General features: G+C 67.4%; 14 protein-coding genes. 8 read left to right on the top strand and 6 right to left on the bottom strand.

Going from position 1 to position 13,909, the window contains the following annotated elements; all coding sequences use genetic code 11:
* Window positions 1–100: 100 nt before the first annotated feature.
* Complete coding sequence (locus AKI39_RS16890) at window positions 101–604, top strand: CinA family protein (protein ID WP_066638466.1); 504 nt, start codon at window positions 101–103, stop codon at window positions 602–604.
* Window positions 605–651: 47 nt separating this feature from the next.
* Here the strand turns inward: AKI39_RS16890 and AKI39_RS16895 are convergent, their stop codons facing one another.
* A complete protein-coding gene (locus tag AKI39_RS16895) occupies window positions 652–1,179 on the bottom strand; it encodes a hypothetical protein (protein ID WP_145925298.1) in 528 nt (175 codons plus the stop codon).
* Window positions 1,180–1,464: 285 nt separating this feature from the next.
* Between AKI39_RS16895 and AKI39_RS16900 the strand changes: the two genes are divergently transcribed.
* Together AKI39_RS16900 and AKI39_RS16905 are read left to right on the top strand one after the other, a co-directional pair.
* The gene (locus tag AKI39_RS16900) at window positions 1,465–2,217 is read left to right on the top strand and encodes a GntR family transcriptional regulator (RefSeq protein WP_066638471.1); all 753 of its coding nucleotides are present in this window, start codon (window positions 1,465–1,467) and stop codon (window positions 2,215–2,217) included.
* A 30-nt stretch (window positions 2,218–2,247) separates the two neighbouring features.
* Window positions 2,248–3,123, top strand: coding sequence for an NAD(P)-dependent oxidoreductase (locus tag AKI39_RS16905; protein WP_066643209.1), 876 nt, complete (start codon window positions 2,248–2,250; stop codon window positions 3,121–3,123).
* Between the two features lie 115 nt (window positions 3,124–3,238).
* Here the strand turns inward: AKI39_RS16905 and kdgD are convergent, their stop codons facing one another.
* A complete protein-coding gene (gene kdgD / locus AKI39_RS16910) occupies window positions 3,239–4,153 on the bottom strand; it encodes a 5-dehydro-4-deoxyglucarate dehydratase (RefSeq protein ID WP_066638472.1) in 915 nt (304 codons plus the stop codon).
* 205 nt (window positions 4,154–4,358) lie between these two features.
* Here kdgD and garD point away from each other — a divergent pair, with 205 nt between their 5' ends.
* Window positions 4,359–5,912, top strand: coding sequence for a galactarate dehydratase (gene garD, locus AKI39_RS16915; protein ID WP_066638474.1), 1,554 nt, complete (start codon window positions 4,359–4,361; stop codon window positions 5,910–5,912).
* Window positions 5,913–5,920: 8 nt separating this feature from the next.
* Here the strand turns inward: garD and maiA are convergent, their stop codons facing one another.
* The 3 genes from maiA to AKI39_RS16930 are packed head-to-tail and all read right to left on the bottom strand — an operon-like array spanning window position 5,921 to window position 8,045.
* Window positions 5,921–6,565: a maleylacetoacetate isomerase gene (maiA, locus tag AKI39_RS16920; RefSeq protein WP_066638477.1), complete on the bottom strand. Its 645-nt coding sequence runs from the start codon at window positions 6,563–6,565 to the stop codon at window positions 5,921–5,923.
* Window positions 6,566–6,591: 26 nt separating this feature from the next.
* A complete protein-coding gene (gene ispH, locus AKI39_RS16925; protein WP_066638479.1) occupies window positions 6,592–7,581 on the bottom strand; it encodes a 4-hydroxy-3-methylbut-2-enyl diphosphate reductase in 990 nt (329 codons plus the stop codon).
* Complete coding sequence (locus tag AKI39_RS16930; RefSeq protein ID WP_066638481.1) at window positions 7,581–8,045, bottom strand: FKBP-type peptidyl-prolyl cis-trans isomerase; 465 nt, start codon at window positions 8,043–8,045, stop codon at window positions 7,581–7,583. The genes ispH and AKI39_RS16930 overlap by 1 nt, the downstream gene beginning before the upstream one ends.
* A 109-nt stretch (window positions 8,046–8,154) precedes the next feature.
* On the opposite strand from AKI39_RS16930, the gene radC reads away from it, so the two are divergent.
* The 4 genes from radC (at window position 8,155) to AKI39_RS16950 (ending at window position 12,562) form a co-directional block, all read left to right on the top strand.
* Complete coding sequence (radC, locus tag AKI39_RS16935; protein ID WP_066638483.1) at window positions 8,155–8,835, top strand: RadC family protein; 681 nt, start codon at window positions 8,155–8,157, stop codon at window positions 8,833–8,835.
* 144 nt (window positions 8,836–8,979) lie between these two features.
* Entirely contained in the window at window positions 8,980–9,246 is a 267-nt protein-coding gene (locus tag AKI39_RS16940) for a type B 50S ribosomal protein L31 (protein WP_066638487.1), read from the top strand.
* A 164-nt stretch (window positions 9,247–9,410) separates the two neighbouring features.
* The gene (locus AKI39_RS16945; protein WP_066638489.1) at window positions 9,411–11,147 is read left to right on the top strand and encodes an ArnT family glycosyltransferase; all 1,737 of its coding nucleotides are present in this window, start codon (window positions 9,411–9,413) and stop codon (window positions 11,145–11,147) included.
* On the top strand, window positions 11,144–12,562 hold the full coding sequence (locus tag AKI39_RS16950) for an MATE family efflux transporter (protein WP_066638492.1): 1,419 nt from the start codon (window positions 11,144–11,146) through the stop codon (window positions 12,560–12,562). Before AKI39_RS16945 ends, AKI39_RS16950 begins: the two co-directional genes overlap by 4 nt.
* Window positions 12,563–12,574: 12 nt before the next feature.
* On the opposite strand, the gene paaK is transcribed toward AKI39_RS16950, so the two are convergent.
* A complete protein-coding gene (paaK, locus tag AKI39_RS16955; protein WP_145925438.1) occupies window positions 12,575–13,888 on the bottom strand; it encodes a phenylacetate--CoA ligase PaaK in 1,314 nt (437 codons plus the stop codon).
* Between the last annotated feature and the right edge of the window lie 21 nt (window positions 13,889–13,909).

Here is a 13,909-nt window from a genome sequence, read left to right on the forward strand (position 1 = left end):
CCCGGCCGGACGGTTGCCGTTCGGCCATGGCAGCCCATCAGTAAGCAACCGGCGGACCCGGGTCCACGAGTTGCTTGGGGCGGGGTCGGGAGGAAGACCTATGAACGCCATCGAGCGCGTCGCCGTATTCATGCGCGACCATCACCTGACGCTGGTCACCGCGGAGTCCTGCACGGCAGGCCTGATCGCCAGCATGCTTGCCGACATTCCTGGCGCGGGCGCATTGCTGGACTGCGCCTTCGTCGTCTATTCCCCGGATGCCAAGCGGCGGTGCCTGGAGGTATCGCAGCGCACCCTTGATACGCACAACCTGACCAGCGAGGCCGTGGCGCGCGAGATGGCCCTGGGCGCGGCTGCCCGCAGTCCGGCCAACGTGGCAATCGCCAATACCGGCCTGGCGGACGACAAGGATGACGGCATACCGGCCGGGACCCAGTGTTTCGCATGGGTCTTCAAGACCAGCCCCGCCGACGCGAATCCCGCGGTCTACACGGAAACCCATCGCTTTGACGGTGGACGGCACGGCATACGGAAAGCGGCGGCCAGCTTCGCGTTGGAAAGAATGCCCGCCTTGTACCGGGAGTGGCGAAAAGACGGCCGCTAGGGACAGGGCGACACGTGGCTTCTACGCCGGCGTGCCGGCGCAATCGGTCAGTGGCCCGGCTTGGTGTCCGAACCGCGATGCCCCGGTCCCTTGTCGCTGTTGGCCTCGCTGCCTTTTGCGCTGTCGCTCTGGCCCACCGTCCCATGCGGCGCGGGGCCTGTGCTACCCGGCTGCGTATCGTTGCCCTGGTGTCCGTGCATATCGTTGCCGCCGCGGCCGCCGGATACGGACTGGCCGCCCGACGCGGACGTGGCGTCACGCCCTTGTCCCTGTCCGTCTGCGGAACCGGTGGTGCCGGCGCCCGCCGGCCTGGAGGAACCGGATTCGGCAGGCTTCCGATGCCCCCCGCCGTTGGACCCGCCCTCCTGCCCGCCCGTGCCCTGGCCAGCCTGTGCGACCCGCGGGCCGCCATCTACCGGCGTGCCGTGCGCCGGCTGCGCGGCGCACAGCGGGGCGCCGAACAAGGCGGCGCCGAACAACGCGGCGCCCGACAACGCGGCGACGATGCGCCCGGAGCGCGGACGCTCCATCAGCATGGGAATGTATGCACGATGATTGCAAGTGCCTGTTTTCATGAACCGCTCCTGGCAAATGGCATTGGAACGCGACGCGGGGCCGTGCGAAACCGCCGTGCGGCGGGACAGCGCATTGGCGCGACAACCCAGCGGCGGCGCGTCGGCGATCGACGCGGAGGCCACGCAGCAAGGCGCATGCGCGCGCGGGGGTGGGGCCAGGCATGACAGCGACGCGGGCGCCGTTTGTCTATCGCGATGTATTCATATATATGATATATATAATCCCAACCGCGAGTGCGAAGCGGGACCTCGCCTTACAATCCGCGCCATTATGCTGGAAGCGATATGAACTATCAGCCGTCCTCGGCCGTGCCACTGGGCAGCCCCCTTTACGAACAGGTCAAGAAGGCGATGCTGACCGCGCTGGCACACGGCGAATGGAAACAGGGCGAAGCCATCCCGCCGGAGAAAATGCTGGCCGAGCGCTTCGGCGTATCCATCGGTACGCTGCGCAAAGCGGTGGACGAACTGGCGGCGGAAAACATCCTGGTGCGCCATCAGGGGCGCGGCACCTACGTCGCCGTCCACACGCGCAACTCGCATTTCTTCAAGTTTTTCCGCATCGTGCGGCAGGACGGTGAAAAATCCTACCCCACCACCGAGCTGATGCGCTTTCGCCGCCTACGCGCCGCGCCGCTGGTCCGCGAAAAACTCGGGCTGCCGGCCGGCAGCCATGTGTTCGAATTCAACAACGTGCTGTCCCTGAACGGCGACGTGGTGATGGTCGATGAAGTCAGCCTGCCCGAAACGCTGTTTCCCGGCATGACGGAACGCCACCTGCGCGAACGCCCGAGCACCTTGTATAGTCTCTACCAGGACATGTTCGGCGTGAACGTCATCGCAACCGATGAGCGCCTGCGGACCTGCCGCGCCAGCGCCACCCATGCGCCGTGGCTGGGGGTGCCTGAAGGCGAACCGCTGCTGCAGATTCGCCGCGTGGCCTATTCCTATCACCGCCAGCCGGTGGAATGGCGCGTCTCGCACGTGAATACCGAGGCCTACGAATACCTGGGGCAGGAGTACACGGGCGGCGCCTGAACGCCGGCGGCTTTGCCTTGGGGCATCGTCATGCATATCGGATTCATCGGTCTGGGCAATATGGGCCGCGCGATCGCGGCCAACCTGATCAAGGGCGGACACACGCTGACCGTGTGGAATCGCTCGCCGCAAGCCGCCGCGCCGTTGCGCGAGCTGGGCGCGCGGGTGGCGGACAGTCCCGCGCAAGCGTGCGAGGCGGACGTCGTCTTCAGCATGCTGGCGGACGACCAGGCCGTCGACCAGGTATTTCTGGATGGCGGCGCGCTCGCGCGCATGCACAAGGACGCCGTGCACGTGAACATGGCGACGATCTCCATCCCCGCCGCGCGCCGGCTGGCCGATGCGCATGCCGCCCAGGGAGTGGCTTATGTCGCGGCGCCGGTGATGGGCCGCCCCGACGCGGCCGCCGCCGCCAAGCTGACATTGCTGGTCGCCGGCAAGCCCGACGCGGTACGCACGGTCGAACCGCTGTTCGGCCTGATCGGCCACAAGACGGTGATGCTGGGCGACACGCCCGACAGCGCAAACGCCATGAAGCTGACGGTGAATTTCATCCTGACCAGCGCGGTGGAAGCCCTGGCCGAGGGCGCAGCGCTCGCCAACGCCTATGGCATCGGCACCGGCACGCTGGTCGAGCTGCTGACCAGCACCATCCTGCCAGGCCCGCTGCACACGGGTTATGGCGCCTTGATGACGAAAGCAAGCTACGAACCGGCCAGTTTCCGCGCGCGCCTGGGATTGAAAGACGTGTCCCTGGCGCAAGAGGCGGCGCGGGAAGTCGGCGCCTCCCTGCCCTTGGCCGACATCGTGGCGGCGAGCATGCGCGAGGCGGTCGCGCAGGGCTTGGGCGACCACGACCTGGCCGTGCTGGGCCAGGTCGCCTTGAACCGCAACAAGCGCGGATGATGCGTGAACGCGGGCGCCCGTCCGCGTGTCCCTGAACGCCGCACATGCCGCACATGCCGCACATGCCGCGCTTGCCGGGGAACGCCGGCGCCTGCCGCGCCGGCCTTGGCGCTCCTTACTGCGATCCCAGCTTGCGGATCAGCGCGTCCAGCGGTGCGCATTCCTCTTCGGTCAGGTCGGTCAACGGGGCGCGTACGGGCCCCGCATCGCGGCCGACCAGGCGGGCACCGGCCTTGACGATGCTGACCGCATAGCCCGCGCGCCGGTTGCGGATTTCCAGATACGGCAGGAAGAATTCGTCCAGCAACTTGCCGACCGTGGCATGGTCGTCCGCCGCGATGGCGCGATAGAACTGCATCGCGGTCTTGGGAATGAAATTGAACACGGCGGACGAATACACCGGCACGCCCAGCGCCTTGTACGCCGCCGCATAGACTTCCGCGGTGGGCAGGCCGCCCAGATAAGCAAAACGGTCTCCCATGGCGCGGCGCACACGCACCATGTTTTCGATATCGCCCACGCCGTCCTTGAAGCCGATCAGGTTCGGGCAGCGGTCGGCCACGCGGCGCAGATGGTCCGGGCCCAGACGCGAATTGGCGCGGTTGTAGACGATGACGCCGATCTTCAACGACTTGCATACTTGCTCGACGTGTTCCGCGATGCCATCCGCGCTGGCTTCCGTCAGGTAGTGCGGCATCAGCAGGATGCCCTTGGCGCCCAGCCGTTCGGCTTCCTGCGCATAGGCGATCGCCGTGCGGGTGGGACCGCCCGCGCCGGCCAGGATGGGCACCTTGCCGGCGCAGGTTTGCACCGCGGTACGGATCACATCGGCGTATTCCGCCGGGGCCAGGGAAAAATACTCGCCGGTGCCGCCGGCCGCGAACAAGGCGCTGGCGCCGTAGGGCGCCAGCCATTCCAGGCGCTCGATATAGGTCCTGGGGCGGAAATCGCCTTGCTCATCGAAGTCAGTGATGGGAAAGGACAGCAGGCCTTGGGAGATGATTTGCTTGAGTTCGAGCGGCGTGGTCATTGTGTGGGCGCGTACGGGCGGGTTACAGGGTTGTAGCGGTAGTTATACGTTATCGTACAACGTACCCACCGCCCCTGCCAGCCTTTTTTACGGGCACCGTTCTACCAGGGGGCAGCCAACTTGGCTGACAAGTTCGCCGATACCGTTGTACGATGACAAACACCAGTCTCCTGGCCCACCGACCGAACCGCCGTTGCGAGCCCCCATGTCCGAGCCGCGAACCCCTCTCTATATACGCATCCATGATGACGACAACGTCGCGATCGTCGTCAATGACGGCGGCCTGCCCGCGGACGCCGTCTTCCCTGATGGCCTGGCCTTGCGCGAGGCCGTCCCGCAAGGCCACAAGGTCGCGCTGCGCGACCTGGCCGAAGGAGACGCCATCGTCCGCTACGGTGTGGTTATCGGTTACGCGGCCCAGGCGCTGCCGCGCGGCAGCTGGGTGAACGAGCGCGTCACCACCCTTCCCGCGCCGCCGGGGCTGGACCAGTTGCCGATGTCCACGCGCGTGCCAACCCCTGCGGAACCCCTGGAAGGCTACACCTTCATGGGCTATCGCAACGCCGACGGGTCGGTCGGCACCCGCAATATCCTGGCCATCACCACCACGGTCCAATGCGTATCCGGTGTCGTCGAGCACGCCGTCAAGCGCATCCGGTCCGAACTGCTGCCCCGCTATCCCAATGTGGACGATGTGGTCGGGCTGGAGCATACGTATGGCTGCGGCGTCGCCATCGACGCCCCGGATGCCATCATTCCGATCCGCACCCTGCGCAACATCGCGCTCAACCCCAATTTCGGCGGCACCGCCATGATGGTCAGCCTGGGCTGTGAGAAGCTGCAGCCGGACCGCCTGATGCCGCCGGGCAGCATTCCCATCGCGGGCGGCGGCAACCGGGTGGACACCGTGACGCTGCAGGACGAGGCCCACGTGGGATTCGAATCGATGGTGGCGTCCATCATGCAAACCGCGCAACGCCATCTGGCCCGGCTGGACGCCCGGCGGCGCGTCGAATGTCCGGTGTCGGACCTGGTGGTGGGCGTGCAATGCGGCGGCAGCGATGCGTTTTCCGGCATCACGGCGAACCCCGCGGTGGGCTATGCCAGCGACCTGCTGGTGCGCGCCGGCGCAACCGTCATGTTTTCAGAGAACACGGAAGTGCGCGACGGCATCGCGCAATTGACGGCGCGTGCGGCCACGCCGGAAGTGGCGCAGGCACTGATCCGCGAGATGGCGTGGTACGACGCCTACCTGGCGCGCGGCAACGCCGACCGCAGCGCCAACACCTCGCCGGGCAACAAGAAAGGCGGCCTGTCGAACATCGTGGAAAAAGCCATGGGGTCGATCGCGAAATCCGGACGCTCGGCGATCTCTGGCGTGCTTGCGCCCGGCGAGAAACTGGCGACCAAGGGGCTGGTGTACACCGCCACGCCGGCCAGCGACTTCATCTGCGGCACGCTGCAGCTGGCCGCGGGCATGAACCTGCATGTCTTCACCACGGGCCGCGGCACGCCCTATGGGCTGGCCGAGGTACCCGTCATCAAGGTGGCGACGCGCAACGACCTGGCACGGCGCTGGCACGACCTGATGGATGTGAACGCGGGCCGCATCGCCACCGGCGAAGCGACGATCGCCGACGTCGGCTGGGAGCTGTTCCACACCATGCTGGACGTGGCGAGCGGCCGCCGCAAGAGCCGTGCGGAGGCGCTGCGGCTGCACAACGCCCTGGCCTTGTTCAACCCCGCGCCGGTGACCTGAAGCCGCCGCTATCCGGCATCGGGCTGGTTTTCCGGCGCGGCTTGCGCGAAAGCCGGCAAGGCGCGGCAGGCCTCGTCGATACGCACGATGATGGGCATGGCCGAGAGGTCGCAATCCAGCCGGCGCGCATTGAAGATCTGGGGAACCAGGCAGGCATCGGCCAGTGTCGGCGTGTCGCCGTGGCAATACACGCCGGTGTCCGGTGAATCCGCCAGCATGCGCTCCAGCGCAAGCAGGCCGGTTTCCACCCAATGCCGGTACCAGGCGTCGCGCGCCGCGTCCGTCACGTCCAGTTCGCGTTTCAGATAGCGCAGCACCCGCAGATTGTTCAACGGGTGGACATCGCAGGCGATCCCTTGTGCCAGGGCGCGCACCCGCGCGCGCGCAACCGGCGTGGAAGGCAGCAGCGGCGGCTGCGGATGCGTTTCTTCCAGGTATTCGATGATGGCCATCGACTGCGTCAACACCGCCGTGCCATCCACCAGCGTGGGCACGAGCGCCTGCGGATTCAGCCGCAGATAGTCGGGCTTGAGCTGCTGGCCGCCCTCCTTGAGCAGATGGACCGTCGCATAGTCGTAGGGCAGTCCCTTCAGATTCAGCGCGATACGGACGCGATAGGCGGCCGAACTGCGGAAGTAGCTGTATAGCTGCATGCGGGCTCCTGGCAGTGCGCCACGCCTCAACGCGGCGGCTGGGCCGGGTCGGCGGTCTTGCGGGACAGGCCCTTGGGCAAGGGAAACGCGACGTTTTCTTCCAGGCCGGGCATCGTCCTGACGGACACCGCGCCCAATTCCCTCACGCGATCGATCACCTGCCGCACCAGGACTTCCGGGGCCGAAGCGCCCGCGGTAATGCCGATGCGCTTGCGGCCTTGCAGCCACGCGGGATCGATGGCCTGCGCGCCGTCGACGAGGAAGGCGGCCACGCCCTTGCGTTCCGCGACTTCCCGCAGCCGGTTGGAATTCGAGCTGTTGGGACTGCCCACCACCAGCACCAGATCGCATTCGGGTGCCAGCACCTTGACGGCATCCTGGCGGTTTTGCGTCGCGTAGCAGATATCGCTCTTGCGCGGCTCGACGATGGAAGGAAAGCGCGACTTCAGCGCGGCGGCGACCGCGGCGGCGTCATCCACCGAAAGCGTGGTCTGGGTAACGAAGGCCAGTCGTTCCGGGTCCGTGACGCGCAGGGCCTGGACGTCTTCCACCGTCTCGACCAGATACATGCCGTCGCGGGACTGGCCCAGCGTGCCTTCCACTTCCGGATGTCCCTTGTGGCCGATCATGACGATCTCGCGGCCCGCGGCGCGCATCCGCGCGACCTCCACGTGCACCTTGGTCACCAGCGGGCATGTGGCATCGAAGACCCGCAGGCCGCGTTCTTCGGCTTCCGCGCGCACGGCCTTGGATACGCCATGCGCGGAAAACACCACGATGGCCCCGGCCGGCGCGTCTTCCAGTTCGTCGATGAAGACGGCACCCTTGCGCCGCAGGTCTTCGACGACGTACCGGTTGTGAACGATCTCGTGGCGCACGTAGATGGGCGCGCCATGCAGCTCGAGCGCGCGCTCGACGATATCGATGGCGCGGTCCACGCCGGCGCAAAAGCCGCGCGGTTGCGCCAGCAGGACTTCAGCCTGCGGCGCGGTCACGGTGGCGGAGCTCCCTCTCATCACAGCACTCCCAGGATCTGGACATCGAGCCGCAGCGCGGTGCCCGCCAGCGGATGGTTGAAGTCGAACAGCGCGCCGTCGTCGTCGAGGGACTTCAGCACACCGGAATAACGGCCGCCGTTGGGCGCCTGGAATTCCACCAGGTCGCCCGGTTCGAAGCCGGCGTCGGCGCCGGCATGTTCGGCGAGCATGGCGCGGCTGACGCGCTGGATCAGCTCGGGATTGCGATCCCCGTAGGCCTGCGCGGGCGCCAGCGTCACGCTGAAGAGGCTGCCTTCGGGCTGGTCCAGCAGGGCGGCTTCCATGCCTGGCGCCCATAGGCCCGTTCCCAACTGCAAGGTGGCCGGACGGCCAGTGAAGGTATCGGCGAAGACGGACCCTTCGCCCGGCCCGGAGGCAAGGACGATGCGGTAATGCAGGGTCAGGTAGGAATCCGGACGGACAAAAACGTTCGCGCTGGGCATGGCGGTGCTCAAGATATGCCACCGTATTGGAGTGAATCCGCCATTTTAGTCCCACGCGCGCCGGCCCCTGTCCACGGGGCCGCCCCGCGCGCCCCGCCTGGAGCCGCCCATGCTTGCCCCTACCCACGCCCTGCCGGATACGGAACGTCCCCGCGAACGGCTGCTGCGCCACGGCGCCGCCGTCCTGACCGACGCCGAACTGCTGGCGCTGCTGCTGCGCACCGGCACGCCGGGACGGCCGGTGATCGCCCTGGCGCATGACATCCTGGCCCATTTCGGCGGGCTGCGGGGGCTGTTCGGCGCCGGCGCGGACGCGCTGGGCCGGGTGCACGGCCTGGGCAGCGCCAAGGTCTGCCAATTGTCCAGCATCCTGGAACTGGCGCGCCGGGCCATGCGGGAAGAGCTGGCGGAAAGCTGCGCGCTGGATCAACCCGACCGGGTCAAGCAGTATTGCGTGGCCCTGCTGGGGCATCACGACATCGAGCACTGCATCGCCCTCTACCTGGACAACCGCCTGCGCCTGATCGCGACGGGAGAAGTCGCCCGGGGTACGCTGTCCCAGGCGTCGGTCTACCCGCGCGAAGTCGTGCGCGACGCCTTGCGGCATCACGCCGCGGCCCTGATCCTGGCGCACAACCATCCATCGGGGCTCGCCCTGCCCAGCGAGGCCGACGAACGCTTGACGCGACACCTGCGCCAAGCCCTGGCGCTGGTCGACGTACGGCTGCTGGATCACCTGATCATCGCCGGCGGCGCCGCGCTGTCGATGGCGGAACAGGGCCGGATGTAATGCCACCGCGGCGGGGCCGGGCCCAGGCTCGAGCCATCGTAACGACTTGCGGCCGGGCAGCGATCGGGCTAGAATGCCGAGTTCTCTCTGGATACGTGGTGGCAGCGTGAAGTCCACCGGCGACCCGCATTCTTAGGAAAAGCCATGAAACAGAATACCCATCCTGAATACCGCCAAGTGGTGTTCATGGACGTCCAGACGGGCGACAAGTTCATCATCGGTTCCACCATCAACACGCGTGAAACCATCGACCTGGACGGCAAGACGTACCCGCTCTTCAAGTGCGACGTGACGTCCCAATCGCATCCGTTCTATACGGGCGCGCAAACCCGTATCGTCGAAACCGGCCGTGTGGAGAAATTCCGCGCCCGTTTCGCCCGCACCACGGGTGTCGCCAAGTCGGCGTCCTGATCGCCGGCAAGCGCACGCACCAGAAAAAGCAGCCTGCGGGCTGCTTTTTTTTGCGGACAAGGCGGCCTGGCGACGCAGCGTGAGGGCGGGTTTTTGCTTTTTTCTTTACTCTCCCTCATTCCCAGACAAAAAACGACGGTCCTCTATCCGGTACAGTACGCCCCGTGTCCCCCCTATCCCGCACTACCCCTGCCCGGCTGACCGCGCCGGCGACCGTCAAGCTGCCCCGGCTGCCCTTGCTGGGGCTGGCGATCGCCTACATCGCCTTCGGACTCTTCATGCGCGATCCGTGGAAAACGGACGACGTGGTGGGGCTGGCGACGATGCTGACGGCGGTGCGCGATGGGGGCCATGCCTGGCTGTTGCCGCAAGTGGGCCACCTGGCGCATGCCGAGGAAGGACCGCTCATCACCTGGGTGGGCGCCGCGTCGATGTGGCTGTTCGGCCCGATCCTGGGTGACATCACCGCGGGCCGGCTGCCTAATCTGCTGTGGTTCTTCATTACCACCGCTTCGCTGTGGTATGGCACCTATCTGCTGGGCCGCCGCCCCGAAGCCCAGCCCCTTGCCCTGCCCTTCGGCGGCGAGCCGACGGTGCGGGACTACGGACGGATGCTGGCCGACGCGGCGCTGCTGCTGCTGCTGGCGACGGTGGGCATACTGCAGCGTGTCCATGAGACATCCGAGATTCCGGCCATCATGGCCGCGCAGGCCGCCGTCTTCTATTCACTGGCGCGCATGCTGGACCGCCCTCGCCTGGGCGCGATCAGCCTGGGCGTGGCCCTGGCCGCCAGCTTCCTGGTACGCGGCTGGGTAGGCGCCATACCGATCATGCTGGGCAGCCTGCTGGCCTTCCATCCCAAGAGCATTCTGTGGACACGGCGGCGCTGGGGGGCCTTGTCCGCCGCCCTGTGCGTGGCCATCATACTGGCGTGGTGGATACCGGCCACCTTGTCGAGCGAGTACTGGATCCGCAACTGGAAGCTCTGGAATATCGACAATTACGCGCTGCCGGAAGTTGGCGACCTGCTGCGAACGCTGCGCGACCTGCCCTGGTATCTGTGGCCCACCTGGCCCTTCGCCCTGCTGGCGCTGTGGCGCTGGCGCGCGTGGCGCTACGCGCCGCATGTCTGGCTGCCGCTGGCCATGCTGGTGTGCCCCGTGGTCCTCATCGCCTTCACCGACGAGCCCTCCGACGCGGAGTTCATCCTGCTGGCCGTGCCGTGCGCCTGCCTGGCCGCGTTCTCCCTGCCGACGCTGCGGCGCGCCGTGGTCAATACGCTGGACTGGTTCGCCGTCATGTGTTTTTCCCTGACCGCCGCCACGGTGTGGCTGGGATGGGTGGCGCTGAATTTCGGCTTCCCCGCCAAGATCGCGCGCAACATCCAGCGCCAGACCACCGGCTACGTGCCGGAGATCTCCTGGATCGCCGTGGCGCTGGCCTTGGCGGTCAGCGTGAGCTGGATCGGGCTGGTGGCGTGGCGCCTGCGCGTGCGGCCGACCGCGCTGTGGCGCGGAACCGTCATGTCGGCCGCGGGACTGGCCGCCACCTGGATCCTGCTGGTGCTGCTGTGGCAGCCCCCGGTGGACTACGCGCGCAGCTACCGCAAGGTCTCGGCGGAACTGGCGGAGGTGCTGGCGCACAACGTGCGCCCCGGCGAATGCGTGCGCGGCCTGGGCCTGGGCAATGGCCAGCGCGCATCCTTCCTCGTCTTCGACGACCTAAATTTCCCCTATGACAACCGCTGCACGCTGATCCTGCAGCAAACCTCGCGCAGCAGCCTGCGGGACGGCACCGCCGCCTACAGCGATGGCGCGGACGTGCTGTGGCAAGGCGGGCGCCTGTCCGACCGCAGCGAAGTCTTCCGCCTGCTGCGCGTCCCCCCCACGCCGGCGCGATGACGCAGACGCTGTCCGCTGAAGTCCCCTTCGGGGCCTCCGTGCGCGCCATCGCGCGCCAGGCCTGGCCGGTGCTGATCAGCCAGTGGGCCGGTATCGCCTTCGGCGTGCTCGATACCGCCATGACCGGCCACGCCAGCCCGGACGACCTAGCCGCCATGTCGCTGTCGGCCTCGGTCTACATCACGGTTTTCGTCGGCTTGATGGGCGTCATCCACGCGCTCATTCCGATCCTGGCCCAGCAGTTCGGCGGGGGGCGCATGGGCGATGTCGGCGCGATGTGGGGACAGGGGGTATGGCTGGCCATCGGCCTGTCCGTGATCGGTGGGGCGCTGATGCTGTTTCCCGACGCATGGCTGTCGATGTCGGGCAACGTCGCGCCGGACGTGCGCGCCCGCGTGGCCAGCTATCTACAGGCGCTGACGCTGGCGCTGCCGGCGGCGCTGGTGTTCCGCACCATCTATGCGCTGGGCACCGCCGTGTCGCGTCCCAAGCTGGTCATGGGCATCAACCTGATCGCGGTGCTGTTCAAGGCGCTGCTCAATTGGCTGTTCATCTACGGCAAGCTCGGGCTGCCCGCCATGGGCGCCACCGGCGCCGGCCTGTCGTCGGCCGTCGTGTCGTGGATGAGCCTGGGCGCCGGATTGTGGATCGTCAGCCACGACAAATACTACGCGCGCTTCAAGCTGCGTGTCGGGCGCCCGGACTGGGCCGCCCAGAAGGAATTGCTGCGCCTGGGCCTGCCCATGGGGGGCTCCTACCTGGTGGAAGTGTGCGCCTTCACGTTCATGGCGCTGCTGGTCGCGCGCGAAGGCACCTTCGTGATCGGCGGGCACCAGATCATGTCCAACCTGGCCGCGCTGTGCTACATGATGCCCATGGCGATCGGGATCGCGAGCGCCTCGCTGACCGCCCAGGCCATCGGCGCCGGCCGACCCATGCTCGCCCACCGTACGGGCATGGCGGGACTGGCCCTGGGCCTGCTGGGCGCGGCCTTCACGGCCTGCGTGCTGTGGACCGGCAAGCCGCTGATCCTGCGCGCCTATACCGACAATGCGCAAGTCGCCGCGGTGGCCGCCACGCTGTTGCAGGTCATCCCCCTGTTCCACCTGTGCGACGCCATGCAGTGCATCAATTCCTATCTGCTGCGGGCGTACAAGGTGGCCGTGGTGCCGCTGGTGCTGCAGGTGGCCGCGCTGGGCCTCTTCGGCCTGGGCGGCGGCTGGCTGTTCGGCTTCGGACCGGCACGCGGCCATCTGGACACCCTGCGGACGCTGCTGCTGCCGGGCTCGCCCGTGGGTGCCGGCTCCATGTGGTTCATGGCGATGTGCGGCCTGGGACTTTCCGCCGCGCTGCTGCATGTCTGGTACCGGCACATCGTGCGGCGCAGCCTGGCGGGCACGGCGGCGGCGCGCTGAAACGGCGCGCCGTTACTTCGGCCGCTTGTCCACCACGCGCCGGGCCTTGCCGGTCAGGGTCCTTTCCACCTGCCCGCACTCAAGCACCCGTACCGCGGCGCTGACGCCGATATGCGCCTTGACGGCATGCGCGAGCTGCACGGCCAGCGCGGCGCGTTCGGCCTCGGCCATGCCTTCCAGTTCGGACCTGGGTTCGGCCAGGATTTCCAGTTCATCCAGCGCGCCGCTGCGTGTCAGCACCAATTGGTAATGCGGCGCCAGCTGGCCGGTTTTCAGCACCAGCTCCTCCACCTGCGTGGGGAACAGGTTCACGCCGCGCACGATCAGCATGTCGTCGCTGCGACCGGTGATCTTGTCCATGCGGCGCATGCTGCGCGCGGTGGGCGGCAGCAGACGCGTCAGGTCGCGCGTGCGATAGCGGACGACCGGCATGGCCTGCTTGGTCAGCGAGGTGAACACCAGCTCGCCCGGCTCGCCGTCGGCGACGGGCAGGCCGGTATCGGGATCGACGACTTCCGGATAGAAATGGTCTTCCCATATGACCGGCCCGTCCTTGGTTTCGACGCATTCGTTGGCCACGCCAGGCCCCATGACTTCGGACAGCCCGTAGATGTCCACCGCGTCGATGCCCGCGCGCCCTTCGAGCTCCTCGCGCAGCCGTCCCGTCCAGGGTTCGGCGCCGAAGATGCCGATGCGCAGGGACGATTCCCGGGGATCCATCCCTTGCCGGTCCATCTCCTCCAGGATGTTGCAGAAGTAGGAGGGCGTGACCATGATGATGTCCGGACGGAAGTCCTGGATCAGCTGCACCTGCTTTTCCGTCTGTCCACCGGACATGGGAACGACCGTGCAGCCCAGGCGTTCCGCGCCGTAGTGCGCGCCCAGGCCGCCCGTGAACAAACCATAGCCATACGCCACATGGACGATGTCGCCGGGCCGCCCGCCCGAGGCCCGGATGGACCGCGCCACCAGCCCCGCCCAGTTGTCCAGGTCTTCGCGCGTATAGCCGACCACGGTGGGCTTGCCCGTCGTTCCGCTGGAGGCGTGCACGCGCGCAACCTGCTCGCGCGGTACGGCGAACATGCCGAAGGGATAGTTGGCGCGCAAGTCCTGCTTGGTCGTGAAGGGAAACTTCGCCAGGTCCGCCAGCTGCTTCAAGTCGGCCGGATGCACGCCTGCGGCATCGAAGGCCTGCCGGTAGTGCGGGACGTGCTCATAGGCGTGCGCCAGCGTCCATTGCAGGCGGTGCAGCTGCAGCGCCTCGATCTCGTCGCGGCTGGCGTGTTCGATGGGATCAAGTCCCGGCTTGCTGAGCGTGGCCATGATGATGTCTCCGTTCGCTTTATG

It is taken from the genome of Bordetella sp. H567 (assembly GCF_001704295.1).
Lineage (GTDB): Bacteria > Pseudomonadota > Gammaproteobacteria > Burkholderiales > Burkholderiaceae_B > Bordetella_C.

What these genes read in the sequence shown, in the direction of transcription:
- AKI39_RS16890 (WP_066638466.1), top strand. Translation starts at nt 101, where the DNA reads ATGAACGCCATCGAGCGCGTCGCCGTATTCATGCGCGACCATCACCTG.
- AKI39_RS16895 (WP_145925298.1), bottom strand. Translation starts at nt 1,179, where the DNA reads ATGAAAACAGGCACTTGCAATCATCGTGCATACATTCCCATGCTGATG.
- AKI39_RS16900 (WP_066638471.1), top strand. Translation starts at nt 1,465, where the DNA reads ATGAACTATCAGCCGTCCTCGGCCGTGCCACTGGGCAGCCCCCTTTAC.
- AKI39_RS16905 (WP_066643209.1), top strand. Translation starts at nt 2,248, where the DNA reads ATGCATATCGGATTCATCGGTCTGGGCAATATGGGCCGCGCGATCGCG.
- kdgD (WP_066638472.1), bottom strand. Translation starts at nt 4,153, where the DNA reads ATGACCACGCCGCTCGAACTCAAGCAAATCATCTCCCAAGGCCTGCTG.
- garD (WP_066638474.1), top strand. Translation starts at nt 4,359, where the DNA reads ATGTCCGAGCCGCGAACCCCTCTCTATATACGCATCCATGATGACGAC.
- maiA (WP_066638477.1), bottom strand. Translation starts at nt 6,565, where the DNA reads ATGCAGCTATACAGCTACTTCCGCAGTTCGGCCGCCTATCGCGTCCGT.
- ispH (WP_066638479.1), bottom strand. Translation starts at nt 7,581, where the DNA reads ATGAGAGGGAGCTCCGCCACCGTGACCGCGCCGCAGGCTGAAGTCCTG.
- AKI39_RS16930 (WP_066638481.1), bottom strand. Translation starts at nt 8,045, where the DNA reads ATGCCCAGCGCGAACGTTTTTGTCCGTCCGGATTCCTACCTGACCCTG.
- radC (WP_066638483.1), top strand. Translation starts at nt 8,155, where the DNA reads ATGCTTGCCCCTACCCACGCCCTGCCGGATACGGAACGTCCCCGCGAA.
- AKI39_RS16940 (WP_066638487.1), top strand. Translation starts at nt 8,980, where the DNA reads ATGAAACAGAATACCCATCCTGAATACCGCCAAGTGGTGTTCATGGAC.
- AKI39_RS16950 (WP_066638492.1), top strand. Translation starts at nt 11,144, where the DNA reads ATGACGCAGACGCTGTCCGCTGAAGTCCCCTTCGGGGCCTCCGTGCGC.